We start from the raw sequence: 17,293 nt of genomic DNA on the forward strand, positions 1-17,293 counted from the left end.
CCCCCTAAGGTTCGAAGCCGACCTAATCAGGGACAACCTGTTCATGGAGCGGCGATATGCACCGACGAAGGGCGGGCGCGTCGTCACGGATTTAGTCCAGTTGACGGTCGTCGTGGATGACCTGGTCCGCGTCGTTGTGCAGCGGGTCGTCCCAACCGGCCAGAGACCGCGTTCGACGTCGTGGAAGTCGGCACGATCGCCCATGGCGTATCTCGCCTGTGCTTCGGCGTTGATCGTGCTGGTGAAACCCGTGGCCGGGTTGATCGTGTGGGTCATGACGGTGTCTCCTGTCACCGGGTTCCGGAAATGCGGGCTGCCCTGTCGCGGGCCGCCGATTCAGCGAACTTGCCGGCCCGGCTGGTGCCCTCACCCGGCCCGGCTGAATCCGGCCGGTGCGGCGCCCGACATGCGCCTACCGATTCGGGTGGGTCGCGGAGCTCATGCGGGGTACTTTCCCCCTATGACGGAACCGCCGCACAATTACGGGCGCCAGGACCCTCACCGCCAGGGTTACCCTCGGACGCAGGCCTACCCGCAGCAGGGCTATCCCCAGCAGCAGGGTTACTCGACGGAACCGGAGTACGGGCACCAGGTCGAATACGGGTACCAACCGGACCAGCCCGAGCGGTCGACCGAGCGGTCCAACGAACCGAAGATCAATGTCGGACGGCTGTGGGCGGGCGGTGTCGGCACGGCCATCGTCGTCGCGCTGGTGATCGTGGTGCTGATCATGCTGGTGCGCGGCATCCTGAACATCGCGGTCCTCTCACCGGAGGGCGAGGGAGCCTACGGCACGGTCTCGACCACCTCGTACGCCGTGGCCGGTGGGGCCGCCGCGATCGCCGCGACCGGTCTGCTGAACCTGCTGCTCGCCCTGATGCCGAGCCCGATGCAGTTCTTCTACTGGATCACCGGACTGGTCACCGCGCTGGCGACACTGGTGCCGTTCACCCTGGTCGCCGGGGTGGACGCCAAGATCGCCACGGCCGTGATCAACCTGATCGCGGGGTTGTGCATCATTTCGCTGCTCGGCGGGGTCGGGTCCGGGGCGATCATCCGGCGCCCGCAGTCGCAGTACTGAGTTCTTCCGTCCCGCGCCGTCGCGCCGGGTCCCGGGTGCCGTGGGGCGGCCCGGGACCCCGGTACGCGACGCGCTGGTCTCAGCCGGCCCCGGAGCTTTCCGACCGGATGCGGACCAGCTGTTTACCGAGGTTCGACCCGTCGAAGAGGCGCTGCAGGGCCGCCGGTGCGTTGCCGAGACCGTCGACGACATCCTCGGCCCAGACCAGCTCGCCCGCCGCGACCCAGCCCGCGAGCCGGGCCAGGGCGGCCGGAAAATCGGCGTGGTGGTCGTAGAAGATGAAACCCTCCATACGGGCACGGCGAAAGGCCAGCTGCATGTAGTTGGCGGGGCCGGCGCCGTAGCCGGCCGCCGTGTAACCGGAGGAGATCGATCCGCAGAGCGCGATCCGGGCGTGCACGGCCAGGTGGTCCAGCGCGTTCTCCAGTAGATTTCCGCCGATATTGTCGAAGACCGCGGTCAGCCCGTCGGGTGCGAAGGCGCGCAGCGCGGTGGGGACGTCGTCGGCGCGATAGTCGAGGCAGGCGTCGAAACGGGCGGTCTCGCGTACCCAGTCCACTTTCTCCGGCGTGCCCGCGGTGCCGAGCACCCGCGCCCCGAGGAGTCGCGCGATCTGTCCGGCCAGCGATCCGACGCTGCCGGCCGCGCCGGTGACCAGCACCGCATCGGATTCCGCGACCTCCAGCACCCGGGTGATGCCGATATAGGCGGTCAACCCACTCACGCCGAAAACGGTGAGCATATGGCGGGGGTCGATCCCCGGGGGACCGGATTCACGCCGAACAACCCCGCTGCGCGGGCCACGGCGTACTCCTGCCAGCCGAGCTCACCGTAGACCCACTGCCCTTCCGGCAGCGCCGGATCACGGGAGGCGACCACCCGCCCCACCCCGCTCCCGCGCATCACCTCGCCCACGCCGACCGGCGTGGTATACGTCGTCGCGGGGTTGAGCCAGGTGCGCTGGGTGGCATCGATGCCGAGCCACTCCACCTGTACGAGGGCCTCGCCGTTCTCCAATACCGGGAAGGCGCTAGCCTTTTCGGCAAAAGTACCGGCGGTGATTCCGGCGGCCGGCCGTTCGCGCAGGATCATCTGACAGAAGGTGCGGTCGCTCACGGCGGCCAGTGTGCCCCAGGAATGCCGCCGGTGTCGCCTTCATTTCCGCGCCCCCGAGGGCGCCGTACCGGCTGCCGCTCGGGCAGGCCGGCAGTATTGCGTTCACGGTGATCGCAACCCGTGTCAACCGCGTGACCACGTCGTACCCTCGGATCTCCGGTCCAGGTTCGGGGAGCACACCGTCATGATCAAGTTATTGGTTTTCACCCTTGTGGGTATCGGCGCGCAGATCGTCGACGGCACGCTCGGGATGGCCTTCGGCGTCACCGCGACGACGCTGCTCGTCCTCAGCGGCACGGGTGCCGCGCATGCGAGCGCGGCGGTCCATTTCGCCGAGGTCGCCACCACCCTCGCCTCCGGGGCATCGCACTGGCGGTTCGGCAATATCGACTGGAAGGTCGTCCTACGGCTGGGTGTGCCCGGCGGTGTCGGCGCCTTCCTCGGCGCGACCGTGCTGTCGCGGATCTCCACCGAAGCCGCCGCGCCGATCACCGCCGGCATCCTCCTCGCGATCGGCGTCTTCCTGGTCGTCCGGTTCTCGTCGCGACCGCCGGTGGAATTCGCCGCCTCGGAGAAGACCGCGCACTCCGCGAAATTCCTGACCCCGCTCGGCTTGTTCGGCGGTTTCATCGACGCCAGCGGTGGCGGCGGCTGGGGGCCGGTCACCACCAGCACCCTGCTGACCACCGGACGGTCCGCGCCACGCACGGTGATCGGTTCGGTGAGTGCCTCGGAGTTCATCGTCTCGGCCTCGGCCAGTGTCGGCTTCCTGCTGGGGCTCGGCTCGGACTTCTTCGACAACCTGCTGATCATCGCCGGTCTGGCGCTCGGCGGTGTGATCGCCGCACCGATCGCCGCCTGGCTGGTCAGCCGGATCACCCCGGGTGTGCTGGGCACGGGCGTCGGCGGGTTGCTGGTCCTCACCAACTCGCGCACGCTGTTCAAGCACTTCGATATCGAGGGCGCGCCCCGCACGATCGGTTACGTGTTGATCGTCGTGGTGGCGGTCACGCTCACCGTCTTCGCGTGGCGGAAGTCCCGGACGGCCCCGGCCACCGATGCCGCCGAGACCACGGGCGCGGACGCTGCCGAACCCGCGGTGGCGGGGTCCGCTGGCACCGAAGCCGCCGGTGAAGGCTCCGCGGACGCGACGCAGGTGCCGGTCAGGTAGCTGCCGATCGCCCGGTCCGCCCCGGTGGGCGGTACGACCGGAGGGTGAGGGGACAGCGCCCGGCTGCCCGGACAATATGTCCGGGCAGCCGGGCGCCTTTTCGGTGTGCTCGTTCGGCGGGTTCCGAACGATGAGCCCGTGCCGAAGGCCTCGTCAGGGTGCGGACGCCGCGTTCGGTCACCACTTCGAGGTGCGTGCTTTCCCGAAAGCACCGGGCCGATCTGTTGCCCCGGCAGTCCGGCGTGGAGGGCGCGGTTCGCGATCGGGATTCGTAATTTCGTAACAGCCGGGTAGTACCGCACCGATAGGGCTGGACAACGGTCGGTGGCCGGAAACATCGGCACGCCACTATGTTTCGGTCATCGTGTCCGATCGCTAGAGGAGGACTGAGATGTGTTGGGGCATTCCGGGCCGGATCAGCGAGAGCTCCGACTACGGCGGTGAAGCCCCGGTCGTGGCTGTCGGTGGGGTGGTGCCATGGTGAACGACCTCCTGGCGGCCACGCCTTTTCGTGCCGATCTGGCCGAGGACCTGGCGGCCGCGGCGCTGACGCTGGCGCGGCGGTTCGCGGCCGGCGCGTCGCTGTGGTGTGTGGCGCCCTCCTGGGAACCACATGCCCAGCACATCGCCGTCGAATTCGTGCATCCGGATGCCGCCGAGGTGCGTGCCCTCCCCGCTGCCGCCCTGACCGGGCCGTATCTGGTGGATACCGCCCGGGTTTCGACCCGGCCCGGCGATATGGTGCTGGCGATCGCCGCCGCGCACGAACCGCAGGTGCGGTCACTGTTGGTGCGCGGCCCGGCCTGGGGCGTGCACACCATCTGGATCGGGTCGGGCCCGCGGCCGGCCGCCGGGCTCGCCGACCACCTGCTGTGGCTGGACGGCCCCGATCCCCGGCTGTCGGCCGCGGGTGATCTGGTACTGCTCTATCACCTGCTGTGGGAGCTCACCCAGCGGTGTTTCGCGCATCCCGGCCTGATCGCGCCGGAGCGGAAACCGGAGCGCCGGGAGGCCGGTCGTGAAGAGGGCAGGCTCGGCGAGGTGGTGACTCCGCTCGGTGACGGGACGGCGCGTATCCGTACGCCGCTGGGCACCGAAACCGTCACGACGTCCTTCGTCGAACCGGTACGGCCCGGAGATCTGGTGCTGGTGCACGCCGGTATGGCGGTGAGCACGGCCGGAGCGGAGGACGAACGATGACGTCGAACGAGGCGGATGTGCTGCTCGGCGAACTGGCCGCGTGCGCGCAGGAGCGGGCCGCGGAGAGCATCGGTGTGCGGACGCGGGCCCTCGCGGCGAACGCGGAACCGGTCGCCGCGGCGGCCCGGGAGATGGCGCGCCGCTTCACCGATGGCGGCAGGCTTTTCACCTTCGGCAACGGTGGCAGTGCGACGGATGCCGCCACGCTCGCGGCATTGTTCGCCCGGCCGCCGGATGGTACCGCGCTGCCGGCGTGGTCGCTGTCGGCCGACGAGGCGGTACTCACCGCGGTCGGCAACGATTGCGGCTTCGAATCGGTGTTCGCGCGCCAGCTGGCCGCGCGCGGGCAATCCGGCGATATCGCGGTGGCCATGTCGACCAGCGGCGGCTCGCCAGATCTGCTGGCGGGGCTGGCGGAGGCCCGGGAACGCGGGATGTACACGATCGGTTTCGCGGGCGGGGACGGTGGCGCATTCGACCACGGCGACACGGTCGACCGCTGTCTGGTGGTCGATTCGCGCTGTCCGCACCGGATCCACGAGTCACAGGCCCTGCTGGGGTACGCGCTGTGGCTATCGGTGCATCGGCACGGCGTCTTCGGCGGCTGAATCGGTGCGGGTGGTCCGGCGGCCGGGTGCCCACGCGCCCAGCACGAACGCCATCACTACGGTGAGGATGCCCAGGGCCAGCGCCGCCTGCGCGGCACCGTGGACGAAGGCTTCCTTGGCGAACGCCGCCAGCGGCGCGGCCGCCGGACCTCCCTGCTCGGCGACCTCCAGCGCGGCGGCCAGCGAATCACCGACCGGTCCGCGGGCCGCTTCGGGCAACCGAGGCAGTGCCGGGGCGATCCGATCGGCATAGCCGACGGCGAGGATGCTGCCGGAGATCGCGATACCGATGGCCGCCCCGACCTCCCGGGAGGCGTCGTTCACCGCGGAGGCCACCCCGTGTTTCTCCGGGGGTGTGCCGTTGATGATCGCGGCGGTCGCCGGGGCGGTGCACAGACCCAGGCCGGTGCTCAGAATCAGCAGCGGCCACAGGACATCGAGGTAGGTGCTGTCCACCGCGATCCGGGACACCAGGATGAGCGCGCTACCGACGCACAGCAGACCGATGAAAGTCGGCAGGCGCAGGCCGAACCGTTCGGCCAGCCGTGGGGCGACGACCGAGATACCGATCAGCGGCGCGATCATCGGCGCCATGGCCACCGCGGACATCAGCGGTGAGTACCCGAAGATCAGTTGCATGTACTGGACGAACAGCAGGAAGTAGCCGAAGGCCACCAGGAACTGCACGCCGACGCTCACCGCGCCGCTGCCGAAGCCGCGGTCGGCGAAGAGCCGCACATCCAGCAGCGGGTTCGGCACCCGCAGTTCGACCGTCGCGAACCCGACTCCGGCGAGGACCCCGGCGCCGAACAAGCCCAGGACCAGCGGATCGGTCCAGCCGCGCACCGGCGCCTCGATGGCCCCGACCACGACGGCGCCCACGGCGACCGACGCGGTGATACCGCCCCAGAAGTCCAGCGGCGGCCGGGAGTCGTCCACGGATTCGGGGACCGTGCACCCGGCGATCGCCAGGACGACGCCGGCCACCGTCATCGCGAGGAAGATGGCGTGCCAGGTCCAGATCTGCAAGAGCAGCCCGGAGCCGAGAATGCCCAGGACCGCACCACCGGAGACGACCCCCGCCCACAACCCGACGGCGACTCCGCGCCGTTCGGGCGGGAATCCACCGGTGAGCAGGGAAAGAGTGGACGGCATGACCAGCGCCGCGCCCACCCCCGCTACGGCGCGCGAGGCGATGATCCACTGCGGCTCGTCCAGCGCCAGCGGTACCGCGGAGGCGATCGCGAACACCACCAGGCCCAGCACCATCATGATGCGGCGGCCGAACCGGTCGCCCAGCGCGCCGGAGAACAGGACGAGGCAGGCCAGCGCGAGGGTGTAACCGTCGACCACCCAGGTGAGCTGCTGCTGGGTGGCGCCGGTATCGGCGGCGATCTCGGGAAGCGCGGTGTAGAGGGCGGCCATGGCCGCGATGACCAGCGCGACGGCCATCGACGACAGGGTGAGCAACCAGATGTGCGCCCGGGACAGGCGCGTGTTCACCGATGTCATGGCCACCTCCCGGCAGATGGGGAACAAGCGGTTGTTTCCCTTGATCAGAGCACAATGCCCCGGGGTGACCACCGGTGATCTCCATCACTACCCCGCGGGGACGGCGGACCGCCTGGTCACCGGTGGCGGGTGGTGGGCCCGTGACCGACGCCGACCGGGACCCCGGCCGGTCGCGCCCCGAGTGGTCGACGCCCGTCGCCGCCTCGGCGGCATGGCTACCCTGGGGCGTGTGAAGGCAGATACCGCGCTCCTGGTCCCGGTCGCCGCCGAACTGGACGACATCACCGCTGTCGGTCCGGAGGAGGATGCCGGGCCCGGCGGGCCGAGCCCGGCGGAGATCGAATCGATCTGGGACTCGGTACAGGCGTGGTACCGGCTGGGCGCCACCCCGGCGATCCAGATCTGCCTGCGCCGCAACGGGCGAGTGGTGTTGAACCGGGCGATCGGCCACAGCCGGGGCAACGCGCCCGGCGACGGTCCGGCGGCCGAGCGGGTCCCGGTGACCACGGAATCGCCGTTCTGCGGATTCTCCACCGCGAAAGGTGTTTCCGCGGCGGTGATGTTCATGCTCATCGAGCAGGGTGCCTTCGCGTTCGACGATCCGGTCAGTGACTACATTCCCGAATTCGCCGCCCACGGGAAGGCGGCGATCACCATCGGGCACGTACTCACCCATACCGCCGGGGTGCCGTTCGTGACCCGCCCCTACCGCGGGCACGAAATGGTTTTCGACGAGGAACTCTGCCTGCGCGGTCTGGTCGATCTGAAGCCGAGTTACCCGGCCGGACGCTTCCGCGTGTACCACGCCCTGACCAGCGGGCTCATCCAGCGGCTGCTGGTACAGCGGGCCACCGGTAAGCGGATCAAGGATCATCTCGCCGAACAGGTGCTGGAACCGCTGAGCTTCCGGTGGACGAATCTGGGCGTCCGGCCCGAGGACGTGGACGCGGTGGTGCCGAGCGTGAAAACCGGCCCCCCGCCGTCGAAACTCGCGTCTTTCATCGCCGGGCGGGCGCTGGGCGGTGGCTTCGCCTCGGACGCGGTGAACCGGGAATCGAATCGGTCCTTCCTCACCGCCGAACTGCCGTCGGGGAATCTGGTCACGACCGCCGCCGAACTGTCCAGGTTCTACGAGATCCTCGCGCGTGGCGGCGAACTCGACGGCGTCCGGATCATGCGGGCCGAGACGGTGCGGGACGCGGTACGGCCCGCACCCCGGGTCCCCGGAGTCGCGGGACGGGTGAGCCGGGCCGGTTACGAACTGGGCGGGCACCGTTCGAAATTCGGGCACGATACGAGCGCGCATTTCGGCCGCAGCGGGTTCACCACACAGTACGGCTGGGCCGATCCGGCACGCGGGCTGAGCGGGGCGATCCTGACCAACGGCAAATCCTCGGTGGACGGCGAACGGCCCTGGCAGCTGGTGGCACAGATCTCGGGGGCATTCCGGCCACTGGCGCCCGCGGAGCGGACCTTCGAACTCTGACCCCGCTCCCGCGCGTCGCGGTCAGTGCACGATGGTGGCGATGTGGTGGCGTACCACCCGATCGGCCGTACCCTCGCCCGCGCCGTGCGGATAGGCGAGTTCGAAGGCCAGGCCGCTGATCAGGGCGAGCAGCCGTTCCGTTTCCAGTTCGGCCTCGGTCACCCCGGCCCGGGCGAGCGCGGCGGTGACGATGGCGCGGGTGGAGGTGCCCATCCACTCGGTTTCGGCTTCCATCCCGTTCACCAGCCGGGCACTCGCGACGATCTCGGTGCGCAGCAGCAGGCGCCGCCGGTCGGTGGGGTCCAGCAGCAGTGCGCGGGTGACCGCCTCGAGGTAGGCCCGCCGATCGGCCACCGAGTCGCTGCGCGGCTCGCTGCCGACCGCCGCGAGCCGGCGATCGCGATCGAGTTCGAGTTCTTTGGCGGCGGCCATCAGCAGGCCGTACTGGTCACCGTATTTCCGGCGGAGCGTCTTCCCGTCGAGGCCACAGTGGTCGGCCACCCGGCGCAGTGTGGTTTCGGTGATCCCGCGCGAGGTCACCAGGTCCAAGACGGCGTCGAACGCGGCGCTGTGCTCATCGGTCGTCACGATCGACGCTCCTTTCCGGGCACGACGGCAGGACCGGCTTCACCAGTGGGTGCCCGGAACCCAGCGCGCCGCACGCCGCAGCGCGGCGCCGGTACCGCGTGCCACTCGTGCTCCGGCCCGGGGCAGTGGGGCGCGGCGCGGCCGTGACCGCGGCGCGGGGTGCTCGCCGCCGATGCGGTGGACAACGGGCGTCTCCTCTTCGGAGGTCTGCGTGTCGAGTGGGGTGACCGGGGCGGATTCGGTCTGTTCGCCGCGGGCGGCGGGGGAGTCCGGGATCATCCGGTAGTAGCGGTGCAGGACGAAGTCACGCAGGCGCGGGGCGAACATCGCGCCGTACTCGCCGAGGGTGCCGATCGGCACGTCGATACGCCGGGGCCGCTGGGTGAGCGCGCGCACGATCGTCGCGGCCGCCCATTCCGGCGATTCGGCGCGGCCGCCCTGATTACCGGACGGGGCGATCATGGGGGTCCGGACCAGGGGCAGGTGGATGGTGGTGAAGGTGACCCCGTCGGCCATGGTTTCCACCGCCGCGACCTCGGTGAACTTGTCCAGCGCGGCCTTGCTCGCCAGATAGGCGGAGTATCGCGGGGTGGCCACCTGCACACCCGCGCTGCTGATGTTGACGATATGGCCGAATTTGCGCTCGCGCATCTGCGGTAGCAGCGCCAGGGTGAGCCGCAGCGCGCCGAAGTAGTTGACCGCCATGGTGCGTTCGTAATCGTGTAGCCGGTCGGTGGAGCGGTGGATGGCCCGGCGGATGGAACGACCGGCATTGTTCACCAGCATGTCCACCCGGCCGTGCTCGCCGAGCAGCTTGTCGAGGGTCACCTCCACCGAGGCGGAGTCGGTGATATCGCAGGGGTAGCCGTAGGCACGGCCGCCCACGGCCCGGATCTCCGCCACCACGGTGGCGAGTTCGTCTTCGCGGCGGGCGAGCAGGAACACCACCGCGCCCTTCTTCGCGACGGCCAGCGCCGCGGCCCGGCCGATGCCCGACGAGGCGCCGGTGATGAGGACATGCCGTCCGGTGAGTTGGTGTCCGGCCTGGTCGGTCCCGGAATCGCTCATGAACAGCCCCCTTTGCGCAGGTCTTTCCCGGCCGAACTTACTCCAAAGTAAGAAAGTGCGCCAGGGTGGGTTCGGTGTTCGAAAACAGGTTCGATTTCAACTCTCGATATTCGAACATATGTGCGATACTCAACCCATGACGGACGATCGGATGGCGGATATCTATGCCGCGGTGCGGCTCGGCGGGGCGGATCGGGAGGCGGCGCGCCAGGCGCTGCAACTGCTGTGGGATCAGCTCGGGCCGGCCGGGGAGCCGCTGTACCGGAGCGTGGTGGCCCACCATCTGGCGGATGTCCAGGAGACCGCCGAGGGCGCGTTGTTCTGGGACACCCGGGCGCTCGACTCGGCCTTCGTCCCCGGCATCCCGCTGGGCGAAGGACTCCTGGGATTTCTCCCGTCGCTGTATCTGAGCCTGGCCGACAGTCACCGGCTGGTCGGCGATTTCGAGGAGGCCCGGATGCAGCTGGCGCTGGCACGCGGGCATGCGAACGTACTCGCCGACGACGCCTACGGCCGGGTGATCCGGGCCGGGGTGGACCATGTGGCGACACTGCTGGAGGCGCAGTCCACCGAACGGGTGGCCTGCTGACGCGGTATGGGATGGAGTAACGGCCCGCCGAGCTGGGCCGAGCTGGAGCGGGTACTGTCCGGGCGGCCGAAGCCCGGACAGTACCCCGGCGATGGCGGTGACGCCCCGGCCTGGAGCAACAGTCGCGGGGAGTACCTGCCCGAACCGGCGGACCCGCCCGGCCCGGTCGTGCCGTACGCGGAACTGCACGCGCATTCGGCGTTCAGTTTCCTGGACGGGGCCTCGCAACCGGAGGAGATGGTCGCCGAAGCCGCGCGGTTGGGGCTCTCGGCGGTCGCGCTCACCGACCACAACGGTTATTACGGGGTGGTCCGGTTCGCCGAAGCCGCCGCCGAGCACGGAATCGCCGCGGTGTACGGGGCCGAACTCACCCTCGTGGAATCCGGTGCCCCGCAGATCGATTCGGCACCCCGTACCGGCGAACCCGATCCGGACGGCGAACATCTACTGGTCCTGGCCCGTGGGCAGGAGGGCTATCGCCGGCTGTCCCGGCAGCTCGCGGCCGCGCATATGGCGGCCGGGGAGAAAGGGATCCTGCGCTACGACCTCGATGCCCTCACCGAGGCGGCCGGCGGCCACTGGCAGATCCTCACCGGCTGCCGCAAAGGCAAGGTGCGGCGGGCGCTGGCCCAGGATCTGCACGCGGGCGGCCGGCCGCTGCGCGCCGAGGCGGCGCTACGGGAACTGTGTGAACGGTTCGGTCCCGACCGGGTGACCGTAGAACTCACCCGGCACGGTCTGCCCGTGGACGACGAAGGCAATAGCGTGCTGGCCGCGCTCGCCGAACGGGTCGGTGTGCCGGTGATCGCCACCACCGCCGCGCATTTCGCGACCCCGGACCGCAGTCGCCGCGCCGCGGCCCTGGCCGCCATCCGGGCCCGGCGCAGCCTCGACGATCTCACCGGCTGGCTCGCCCCCACCGGGGGCGGCTATCTGCGGTCGGGAGCGGAGATGGCCCGGTTGTTCGCCGAATTCCCCTCGGCCGTACCGAACTCGGTGGAACTGGCCCGCGAATGCGCGTTCGATCTACGGCTGATCGCGCCCCGGCTGCCGCCCTTCGATGTGCCCGCCGGTCACGACGAGAACTCCTGGCTGCGCGAACTCACCCGGCGCGGCGCCGCCGCCCGCTACGGCCCGCCCGCCGCGAACCCGGCCGCCTACCGGCAGCTCGAACACGAGCTCGCGGTCGTCGCCCGGCTCGGTTTCCCGGGATACTTCCTGGTGGTGCACGATATCGTGCGTTTCTGCCAGGAGCACGACATTCTGTGCCAGGGTCGGGGCTCGGCTGCCAATTCCGCGGTCTGCTACGCCATCGGCATCACCAATGTCGACCCCGTCGCGAACAAATTGCTGTTCGAACGGTTCCTCTCCCCGGAACGGGACGGACCCCCCGATATCGATGTCGATATCGAATCCGACCGCCGCGAGGAAGCGATCCAATACGTCTATCGCCGGTACGGCCGGGAGAACGCGGCGCAGGTGGCGAATGTGATCACCTACCGCGGGAAATCCGCGGTCCGCGACGCGGCCCGCGCGCTCGGCTTCGCCCCCGGGCAGCAGGACGCCTGGAGCAAACAGGTGAGCCGGTGGACGGGTGTCGGAGCGGAAACCGGGACCGATATCCCCGAACCGGTACTGGCCCTGGCCGCCGATATCGAAGGACTGCCGCGGCATCTGGGCATCCACTCCGGCGGCATGGTGATCTGCGACCGGCCCATCGCCGACGTATGCCCGGTGGAATGGGCGCGGATGGCCGACCGCAGCGTGCTGCAGTGGGACAAGGACGATTGCGCCGCGGCGGGTCTGGTGAAATTCGATCTGCTGGGCCTGGGCATGCTCTCCGCCTTGCACTACATGATCGACCTGGTGCGCGAGCATATCGGCGTCACGGTCGAACTGCACACCCTGGACCTCGCCGAACCCGGGGTGTACGAAATGCTGTCCCGAGCCGATTCGGTGGGTGTGTTCCAGGTGGAGTCCCGGGCCCAGATGGCGACCCTGCCGCGATTGAAACCGCGAAAGTTCTTCGACCTGGTGGTCGAGGTGGCCCTGATCCGGCCCGGCCCGATCCAGGGCGGTTCGGTGCACCCGTACATCCGCCGGAAGAACGGGCTGGAAGAAGTCACCTTCGAGCACGTTGCCCTGCGCAATTCGCTCGAGCGCACCCTCGGGGTGCCGCTTTTCCAGGAACAACTCATGCAGATGGCCGTGGACGTCGCGGGATTCACCGCCGCCGAAGCCGATCAGCTGCGGCGGGCCATGGGATCGAAACGGTCCCCGGAGAAAATGGAACGGCTACGGGGCCGGTTGTACCAGGGCATGCGGGATCTGCACGGCATCACCGGTGAACTCGCCGACCGCATCTACGAGAAACTCCGTGCCTTCGCGAATTTCGGTTTCCCGGAAAGTCATTCGCAGAGTTTCGCCGCGCTGGTGTTCTACTCCGCCTGGTTCAAACTGCACTATCCGGCGGCGTTCTGCGCCGGACTGCTGCGTGCCCAGCCGATGGGTTTCTATTCGCCGCAGTCGCTGGTCGCCGACGCCCGCCGGCACGGGGTCGTCGTGCACGGTCCGGATATCAATGCCGGCGCGGCCGAGGCCACCCTGGAACGGCGCGGGACCGAGGTGCGGCTGGGCCTGGCGGCCGTGCGTTCCATCGGCTCGGACCTCGCGGAGAAGATCGTGGCCGCCCGGGCCGAAGGCGGGCCCTATACATCGTTCCTCGACCTCACCGGGCGCGTGGAGATGACCGTCCCGCAGGCGGAATCCCTGGCCACCGCCGGTGCGCTCGGCAGTCTGGGTTACTCCCGCCGCGAAGCATTATGGGCGGCCGGCGCGGCGGCCGGAGAACGGTCCGACCGCCTGCCCGGGACCGGTGCCTCCACCACCACACCCACCCTGCCCGGCATGAGCGACCTCGAACACGCCGCCGCCGACGTCTGGGCGACCGGAGTCTCACCCGGCAGCTACCCCACCCAGTTCCTGCGGCCCCGCCTCGACGCGCTCGGGGTGATCCCGGCCGCCGACCTGCTCTCGGTCCCCGACGGCACCCGGGTACTGGTCGGCGGCGCGGTGACCCACCGGCAGCGTCCCGCCACCGCCGGCGGGGTCACCTTCCTGAACCTGGAAGACGAAACCGGCATGGTGAACGTGGTGTGCTCGGCCGGGCTGTGGACCCGATACCGCCGCATCGCGCAGAGCTCCCCGGCACTGCTGATCCGCGGCCGGATCCAGAACGCGGAAGGCGCGGTGAGCATCTACGCCGAACACCTGAGCCGCCTGGATATGCGTATAGCCTCTCGCTCCCGGGACTTCAGGTGATTCGCCGGCGTCTCCGGCAGTAGGCGGTGCCGGGGTCTCCGTGACCCGGGTCTTCACCCCGGCGTTCCGTGCGCGCGTATCCGCCGGCACCAGGAATGGGTGTGGGACGCTCAGCCCCGCAGCAGGGGCACGACCACGGCCAGAACAACGGCAAGGAGTAAGGCGATGTAGACAGCGGAGATGATCGAGGTCGTCAGCAGCGCGACACCGCCGCCGGAGAGGGTCACGATCAGACCGGACAGCCAGGCGGTTCCTGTTTCGGGCCGCGAAGCCGGTTTCCGGCGGTTCTTCCTGTTGTCGGGGCGCTCGCTGTTCTCGTTCATGATGACTGTCCTACGTCCGGTACGCCCGGTCGGTGACCGGGATGGCCGTGGGAAATCGTTCCGGGAACTCTGGGTGGGCCCGGCAGAACCGCCCTGGGCCCACCCGTCGCTGGATGGATTCGGAGGGTATGTCGGAACGGGCATCACCTCGCTTCCGTGACTGTTCGGGTGCCGGGGATATTCAGCCGTATCCGGGCGGGCCGCGCTGGCAGGCCCGGCCCGGAACCGGCCGGCGCCCGTGGCGCCGGGAATCGGGTCGTCGAGCGGCCGGGTTCCGCGGGCGGGGGCCGCGGACCGTGCGCAGCCGCGGTGTCCCTCGGACCCGGGCCCTACGTAGTGCCTCGTCGACCTCGGCGAACAGCTCCTCGAGATCAGGATCCAGTTCGAGTAGCCGGTCCTCCACTCCCGACCACCTGTTTTCGCTGGTACCGGTCGCTGTATGCATGGTCGGCCTCCTGGTCTCGGCGCCGACCCGCACCGTCAGGCGTTGATGGCCTGGCGCTCGGGATCGTGGCGCGCGATCTCGATCTTGCGGGGCTTGGCCCGCTCCGAAACCGGAATCACCAACCGCAGCACACCGTCGCGGTAGTCGGCGCGGATGGCGTTCGTATCGAGGTTCTCGCCCAGGAACAACTGACGGCTGAATTCGCCGCGGGTGCGCTCGGCGGCCAGCATCGATCGGCTCGAATCCAGCTCCGGCCGCGATGCCCGCACGGTCACCACATTGCGTTCAACATCCAGATCCAGTGATTCCGGGTCGATACCGGGCAGGTCGAGCTCGACCAGGAAGTCGTCGCCCTCCCGCCAGGCATCCATCGGCATCGCCGCCGGGCGAGCCGGTGTGCCGAAGACCTGCTGGGTCAGCCGGTCCAACTCGCGGAAGGGATCGGTGCGCATCAACATGGTCGCCACCTCCAGTTCACTCCTTCGCTCTCGAAGAGAAACCAGATAATCTGTGTCAACAGACACAAGTTATATGTAGCACTAGAGCCACAAGAGTGCAAGTGTCTTTGGGAAGAAAAATGACCGAGGGGATGGTGAAGAAGTGTGACGGATGTCGACCTTCGCGAAACCGACGCCACCCTCGCCGCCGAACGCGATCGCCTCGCGACCGCGAATCCTCATAACGAAAGTCGCGCAGGCCATTCGGGTAGATCCGGCGGGCAGCAGGGGTCGGTCCGCCGATCCGCAGGCAGCGCCGATACGCGACCTTCCTATTCGGGTATCCGATCCCGGAACCGCCCATTACGCTGCCAGCATGCGAACGCTCGGGGTGTTGTTTCTGGTTGTGTGCGGGTCGGTTCTGCTCACCGGATGTGGGGACGACTCCTATTCCAGCACTGCGGATCACACGATGTCCTTCGAAGGCGGAGCGCCCGCACCCGCCGCGGCACCGGGGATCCGGGTGCAGAAGGCGCCGGCCCGCGAACAGGCTCCCTCGCCCGCCCCGGAGGCCGCCGACCAGGCCACCGAGCGGAAAGAGGTCGTCACCGGCACGGTGGACCTCACCGCCGACGACCCCGTCGCGGCCGCGCAGACCCTCGTCGACCGGGTGGCCGAACTGGACGGGCGGGTCGACCAGCGCACCGAGAACCCGGGGACCGCCGACGACGATCCGCACGCGAATCTGGTCGTCCGGATCCCGGCCACCGATACCGACGCGTTCATCGAGGGCCTGAGCGATCTCGGCGAAATCACCCAGATCAGCACCAACCGTGACGATGTCACCCTGCAATGGCAGGATCTCGACGCCCGGATCACCGCGCTGCGGGCCTCGGTGGACCGGTTGCGTGATCTCATGGCGCGCGCCGCCAACACCGCCGACCTGATCGCCGCGGAGGAGGCGCTCGCCGACCGGCAGGCCGAACTCGACAGCCTCACCGGGCAGCGACGCTATCTCGACGATCAGATCTCGCTGTCCACCCTGACCGTCGATATCCGGAGCACGGCCGAGCAGACGGTCGAGGACGGGCCCACCAATTTCTGGGACGGGGTCGTGGACGGCTGGAACTCGCTGTTCGACTGGCTGAAGGGCGCGGTGGTCTTCGTCGGCCAAGTGCTGCCGTGGCTGGTCTTCCTCGCCCTTCTCGGTGCGATCGTCGGCGCCTTCGTCGGGCTGGCCCGCCGGCTGGGCGGCGCACGCGCTGCCGCCCCGGCGGCAGGCAACTCGACCGCGCGGGTCGAGACCCCGGCGCCCGGGACCCCGCGGACCACCGCCGAGCCCGGAGACGCATCGGGCAAGACCACGAAGGAAGTGAACGAGTCCGCGAAGGGCACGGGCCGGGCGGCGACCGACACGGATGAGACGGCGACGGGTACGGGCCGGGCGTCGGCGGGTACGGACGAGACGGCGAAAGATGCGGGCCGGGCGGCGACGGGCGCGGATGAGTCCGCACCGACCGGGGACGAGGCCGTCGATCCGGACGGTCCGGATACGGACCGGGCCTGAGCCGTGCCCACCACGGTCCGCGCGGTGATCACGCCGAACAGCAGGAAGGGCCCGCTGGTCGAAACCCTGCCCGACGGCACGCTGCACCTGTGGGTGCAAGCGCCGGCCGTGGAGGGAAAGGCGAACCGGGCCGCGGCCGAACTCCTGGCCGCGCATCTCGGTGTCCCGAAGAGCGCGGTCCGGCTCACCGGCGGGGCGACCTCCCGGCACAAACGGTTCGAGATCGCCGACTGAACCGCCAGGTGCCCGGGTCAGACCGCTCCGGGGAACCCGTGCTGCCGCCACGCCTCGTACACCGCGACCGCGGCCGCGTTGGCCAGATTCATCGACCGGCGGCCGGGCAGCATGGGGATGCGCACCTCGGCATCGATGTGCTCGTCGGCGAGCACCTCCGCCGGTAGACCCGTCGGTTCCGCACCGAACAGCAAAATGTCGCCGGGCCGGTAGGCGATCTCGGTGTGCGGGGTGGTGGCCCGGGTGGTGAACGCGTACACCCGCTCGGGTCGCAGCTGTTTCCACGCGGTCGGCAGGTCCGGGTGCACTGTCACCGAGGCGAGGTCGTGATAGTCCAGCCCGGCCCGGCGCAGCTTCGCCTCCGACATATCGAAGCCGAGCGGTTCGATCAGATGCAGCTCACTGCCCGTGCCGGCGGCGAGCCGGATGGCATTGCCCGTATTACCCGGTATGCGAGGTTCATGGAACATCAATCGGAACACAGCCGACCAGTCAATCAGGTGCGGCGCCGCCACGGTGATCGAGCCGGATGATCGAGCGATGACCG

General features: G+C 69.4%; 18 protein-coding genes. 9 read left to right on the plus strand and 9 right to left on the minus strand.

Annotated features, from left to right (window positions below; all coding sequences use genetic code 11):
* The first annotated feature begins 460 nt into the window (after positions 1-460).
* Positions 461-1,081 (plus strand): DUF6069 family protein, encoded by a 621-nt coding sequence (locus IG75_RS0119860; protein ID WP_030522577.1) that lies wholly within the window; start codon positions 461-463, stop codon positions 1,079-1,081.
* 79 nt (positions 1,082-1,160) lie between these two features.
* On the opposite strand, the gene IG75_RS39890 is transcribed toward IG75_RS0119860, so the two are convergent.
* Both IG75_RS39890 and IG75_RS39895 read right to left on the minus strand, forming a co-directional pair.
* Complete coding sequence (locus IG75_RS39890) at positions 1,161-1,805, minus strand: MDR family NADP-dependent oxidoreductase (protein ID WP_210436822.1); 645 nt, start codon at positions 1,803-1,805, stop codon at positions 1,161-1,163.
* Positions 1,802-2,197, minus strand: coding sequence for a hypothetical protein (locus tag IG75_RS39895; protein WP_210436821.1), 396 nt, complete (start codon positions 2,195-2,197; stop codon positions 1,802-1,804). Before IG75_RS39895 ends, IG75_RS39890 begins: the two co-directional genes overlap by 4 nt.
* Positions 2,198-2,381: 184 nt before the next feature.
* Here IG75_RS39895 and IG75_RS0119870 point away from each other — a divergent pair, with 184 nt between their 5' ends.
* From IG75_RS0119870 to IG75_RS0119880, 3 genes are all read left to right on the plus strand, one after another.
* Positions 2,382-3,368 carry a sulfite exporter TauE/SafE family protein gene (locus IG75_RS0119870; protein ID WP_081876977.1) on the plus strand — a complete coding sequence of 329 codons (987 nt, stop codon included), beginning with the start codon at positions 2,382-2,384 and terminating at the stop codon, positions 3,366-3,368.
* 477 nt (positions 3,369-3,845) lie between these two features.
* On the plus strand, positions 3,846-4,568 hold the full coding sequence (locus IG75_RS0119875; RefSeq protein ID WP_051714734.1) for a hydrogenase assembly protein HupF: 723 nt from the start codon (positions 3,846-3,848) through the stop codon (positions 4,566-4,568).
* A complete protein-coding gene (locus IG75_RS0119880) occupies positions 4,565-5,176 on the plus strand; it encodes a D-sedoheptulose-7-phosphate isomerase (RefSeq protein ID WP_051714735.1) in 612 nt (203 codons plus the stop codon). The genes IG75_RS0119875 and IG75_RS0119880 overlap by 4 nt, the downstream gene beginning before the upstream one ends.
* Here IG75_RS0119880 and IG75_RS0119885 read toward each other — a convergent pair.
* The gene (locus tag IG75_RS0119885) at positions 5,141-6,688 is read right to left on the minus strand and encodes an MFS transporter (RefSeq protein WP_030525855.1); all 1,548 of its coding nucleotides are present in this window, start codon (positions 6,686-6,688) and stop codon (positions 5,141-5,143) included. The two genes, IG75_RS0119880 and IG75_RS0119885, sit on opposite strands and share 36 nt — an antisense overlap.
* Positions 6,689-6,917: 229 nt before the next feature.
* Between IG75_RS0119885 and IG75_RS0119890 the strand changes: the two genes are divergently transcribed.
* Positions 6,918-8,174 (plus strand): serine hydrolase domain-containing protein, encoded by a 1,257-nt coding sequence (locus IG75_RS0119890; RefSeq protein ID WP_030522572.1) that lies wholly within the window; start codon positions 6,918-6,920, stop codon positions 8,172-8,174.
* 21 nt (positions 8,175-8,195) lie between these two features.
* Here IG75_RS0119890 and IG75_RS0119895 read toward each other — a convergent pair whose 3' ends face one another.
* Together IG75_RS0119895 and IG75_RS0119900 are read right to left on the minus strand one after the other, a co-directional pair.
* Entirely contained in the window at positions 8,196-8,762 is a 567-nt protein-coding gene (locus tag IG75_RS0119895; protein ID WP_030522571.1) for a TetR family transcriptional regulator C-terminal domain-containing protein, read from the minus strand.
* 39 nt (positions 8,763-8,801) lie between these two features.
* The gene (locus IG75_RS0119900) at positions 8,802-9,830 is read right to left on the minus strand and encodes an SDR family NAD(P)-dependent oxidoreductase (protein ID WP_030522570.1); all 1,029 of its coding nucleotides are present in this window, start codon (positions 9,828-9,830) and stop codon (positions 8,802-8,804) included.
* A gap of 136 nt (positions 9,831-9,966) precedes the next feature.
* On the opposite strand from IG75_RS0119900, the gene IG75_RS0119905 reads away from it, so the two are divergent.
* Together IG75_RS0119905 and IG75_RS0119910 are read left to right on the plus strand one after the other, a co-directional pair.
* A complete protein-coding gene (locus tag IG75_RS0119905) occupies positions 9,967-10,419 on the plus strand; it encodes a hypothetical protein (protein ID WP_030522569.1) in 453 nt (150 codons plus the stop codon).
* Between the two features lie 6 nt (positions 10,420-10,425).
* Complete coding sequence (locus IG75_RS0119910) at positions 10,426-13,740, plus strand: error-prone DNA polymerase (RefSeq protein WP_030522568.1); 3,315 nt, start codon at positions 10,426-10,428, stop codon at positions 13,738-13,740.
* Positions 13,741-13,850: 110 nt separating this feature from the next.
* On the opposite strand, the gene IG75_RS0119915 is transcribed toward IG75_RS0119910, so the two are convergent.
* The 3 genes from IG75_RS0119915 to IG75_RS0119920 all read right to left on the minus strand — a co-directional run bounded on the left by IG75_RS0119915 (position 13,851) and on the right by IG75_RS0119920 (position 14,966).
* Positions 13,851-14,063, minus strand: coding sequence for a hypothetical protein (locus tag IG75_RS0119915; protein WP_030522567.1), 213 nt, complete (start codon positions 14,061-14,063; stop codon positions 13,851-13,853).
* 181 nt (positions 14,064-14,244) lie between these two features.
* The gene (locus IG75_RS39200) at positions 14,245-14,508 is read right to left on the minus strand and encodes a hypothetical protein (RefSeq protein WP_156058982.1); all 264 of its coding nucleotides are present in this window, start codon (positions 14,506-14,508) and stop codon (positions 14,245-14,247) included.
* A gap of 35 nt (positions 14,509-14,543) precedes the next feature.
* Entirely contained in the window at positions 14,544-14,966 is a 423-nt protein-coding gene (locus IG75_RS0119920) for an Hsp20/alpha crystallin family protein (RefSeq protein ID WP_030522565.1), read from the minus strand.
* Positions 14,967-15,417: 451 nt separating this feature from the next.
* On the opposite strand from IG75_RS0119920, the gene IG75_RS0119925 reads away from it, so the two are divergent.
* On the plus strand, positions 15,418-16,512 hold the full coding sequence (locus IG75_RS0119925; RefSeq protein ID WP_245713325.1) for a DUF4349 domain-containing protein: 1,095 nt from the start codon (positions 15,418-15,420) through the stop codon (positions 16,510-16,512).
* 3 nt (positions 16,513-16,515) lie between these two features.
* Positions 16,516-16,746, plus strand: a complete 231-nt coding sequence (locus IG75_RS0119930; protein WP_030522563.1) for a DUF167 domain-containing protein — start codon at positions 16,516-16,518, stop codon at positions 16,744-16,746.
* Between the two features lie 17 nt (positions 16,747-16,763).
* Here IG75_RS0119930 and IG75_RS0119935 read toward each other — a convergent pair whose 3' ends face one another.
* The gene (locus IG75_RS0119935) at positions 16,764-17,228 is read right to left on the minus strand and encodes a tRNA (cytidine(34)-2'-O)-methyltransferase (protein ID WP_030522562.1); all 465 of its coding nucleotides are present in this window, start codon (positions 17,226-17,228) and stop codon (positions 16,764-16,766) included.
* Between the last annotated feature and the right edge of the window lie 65 nt (positions 17,229-17,293).

It is taken from the genome of Nocardia rhamnosiphila NBRC 108938, from assembly GCF_000720425.1.
Lineage (GTDB): Bacteria > Actinomycetota > Actinomycetes > Mycobacteriales > Mycobacteriaceae > Nocardia > Nocardia rhamnosiphila.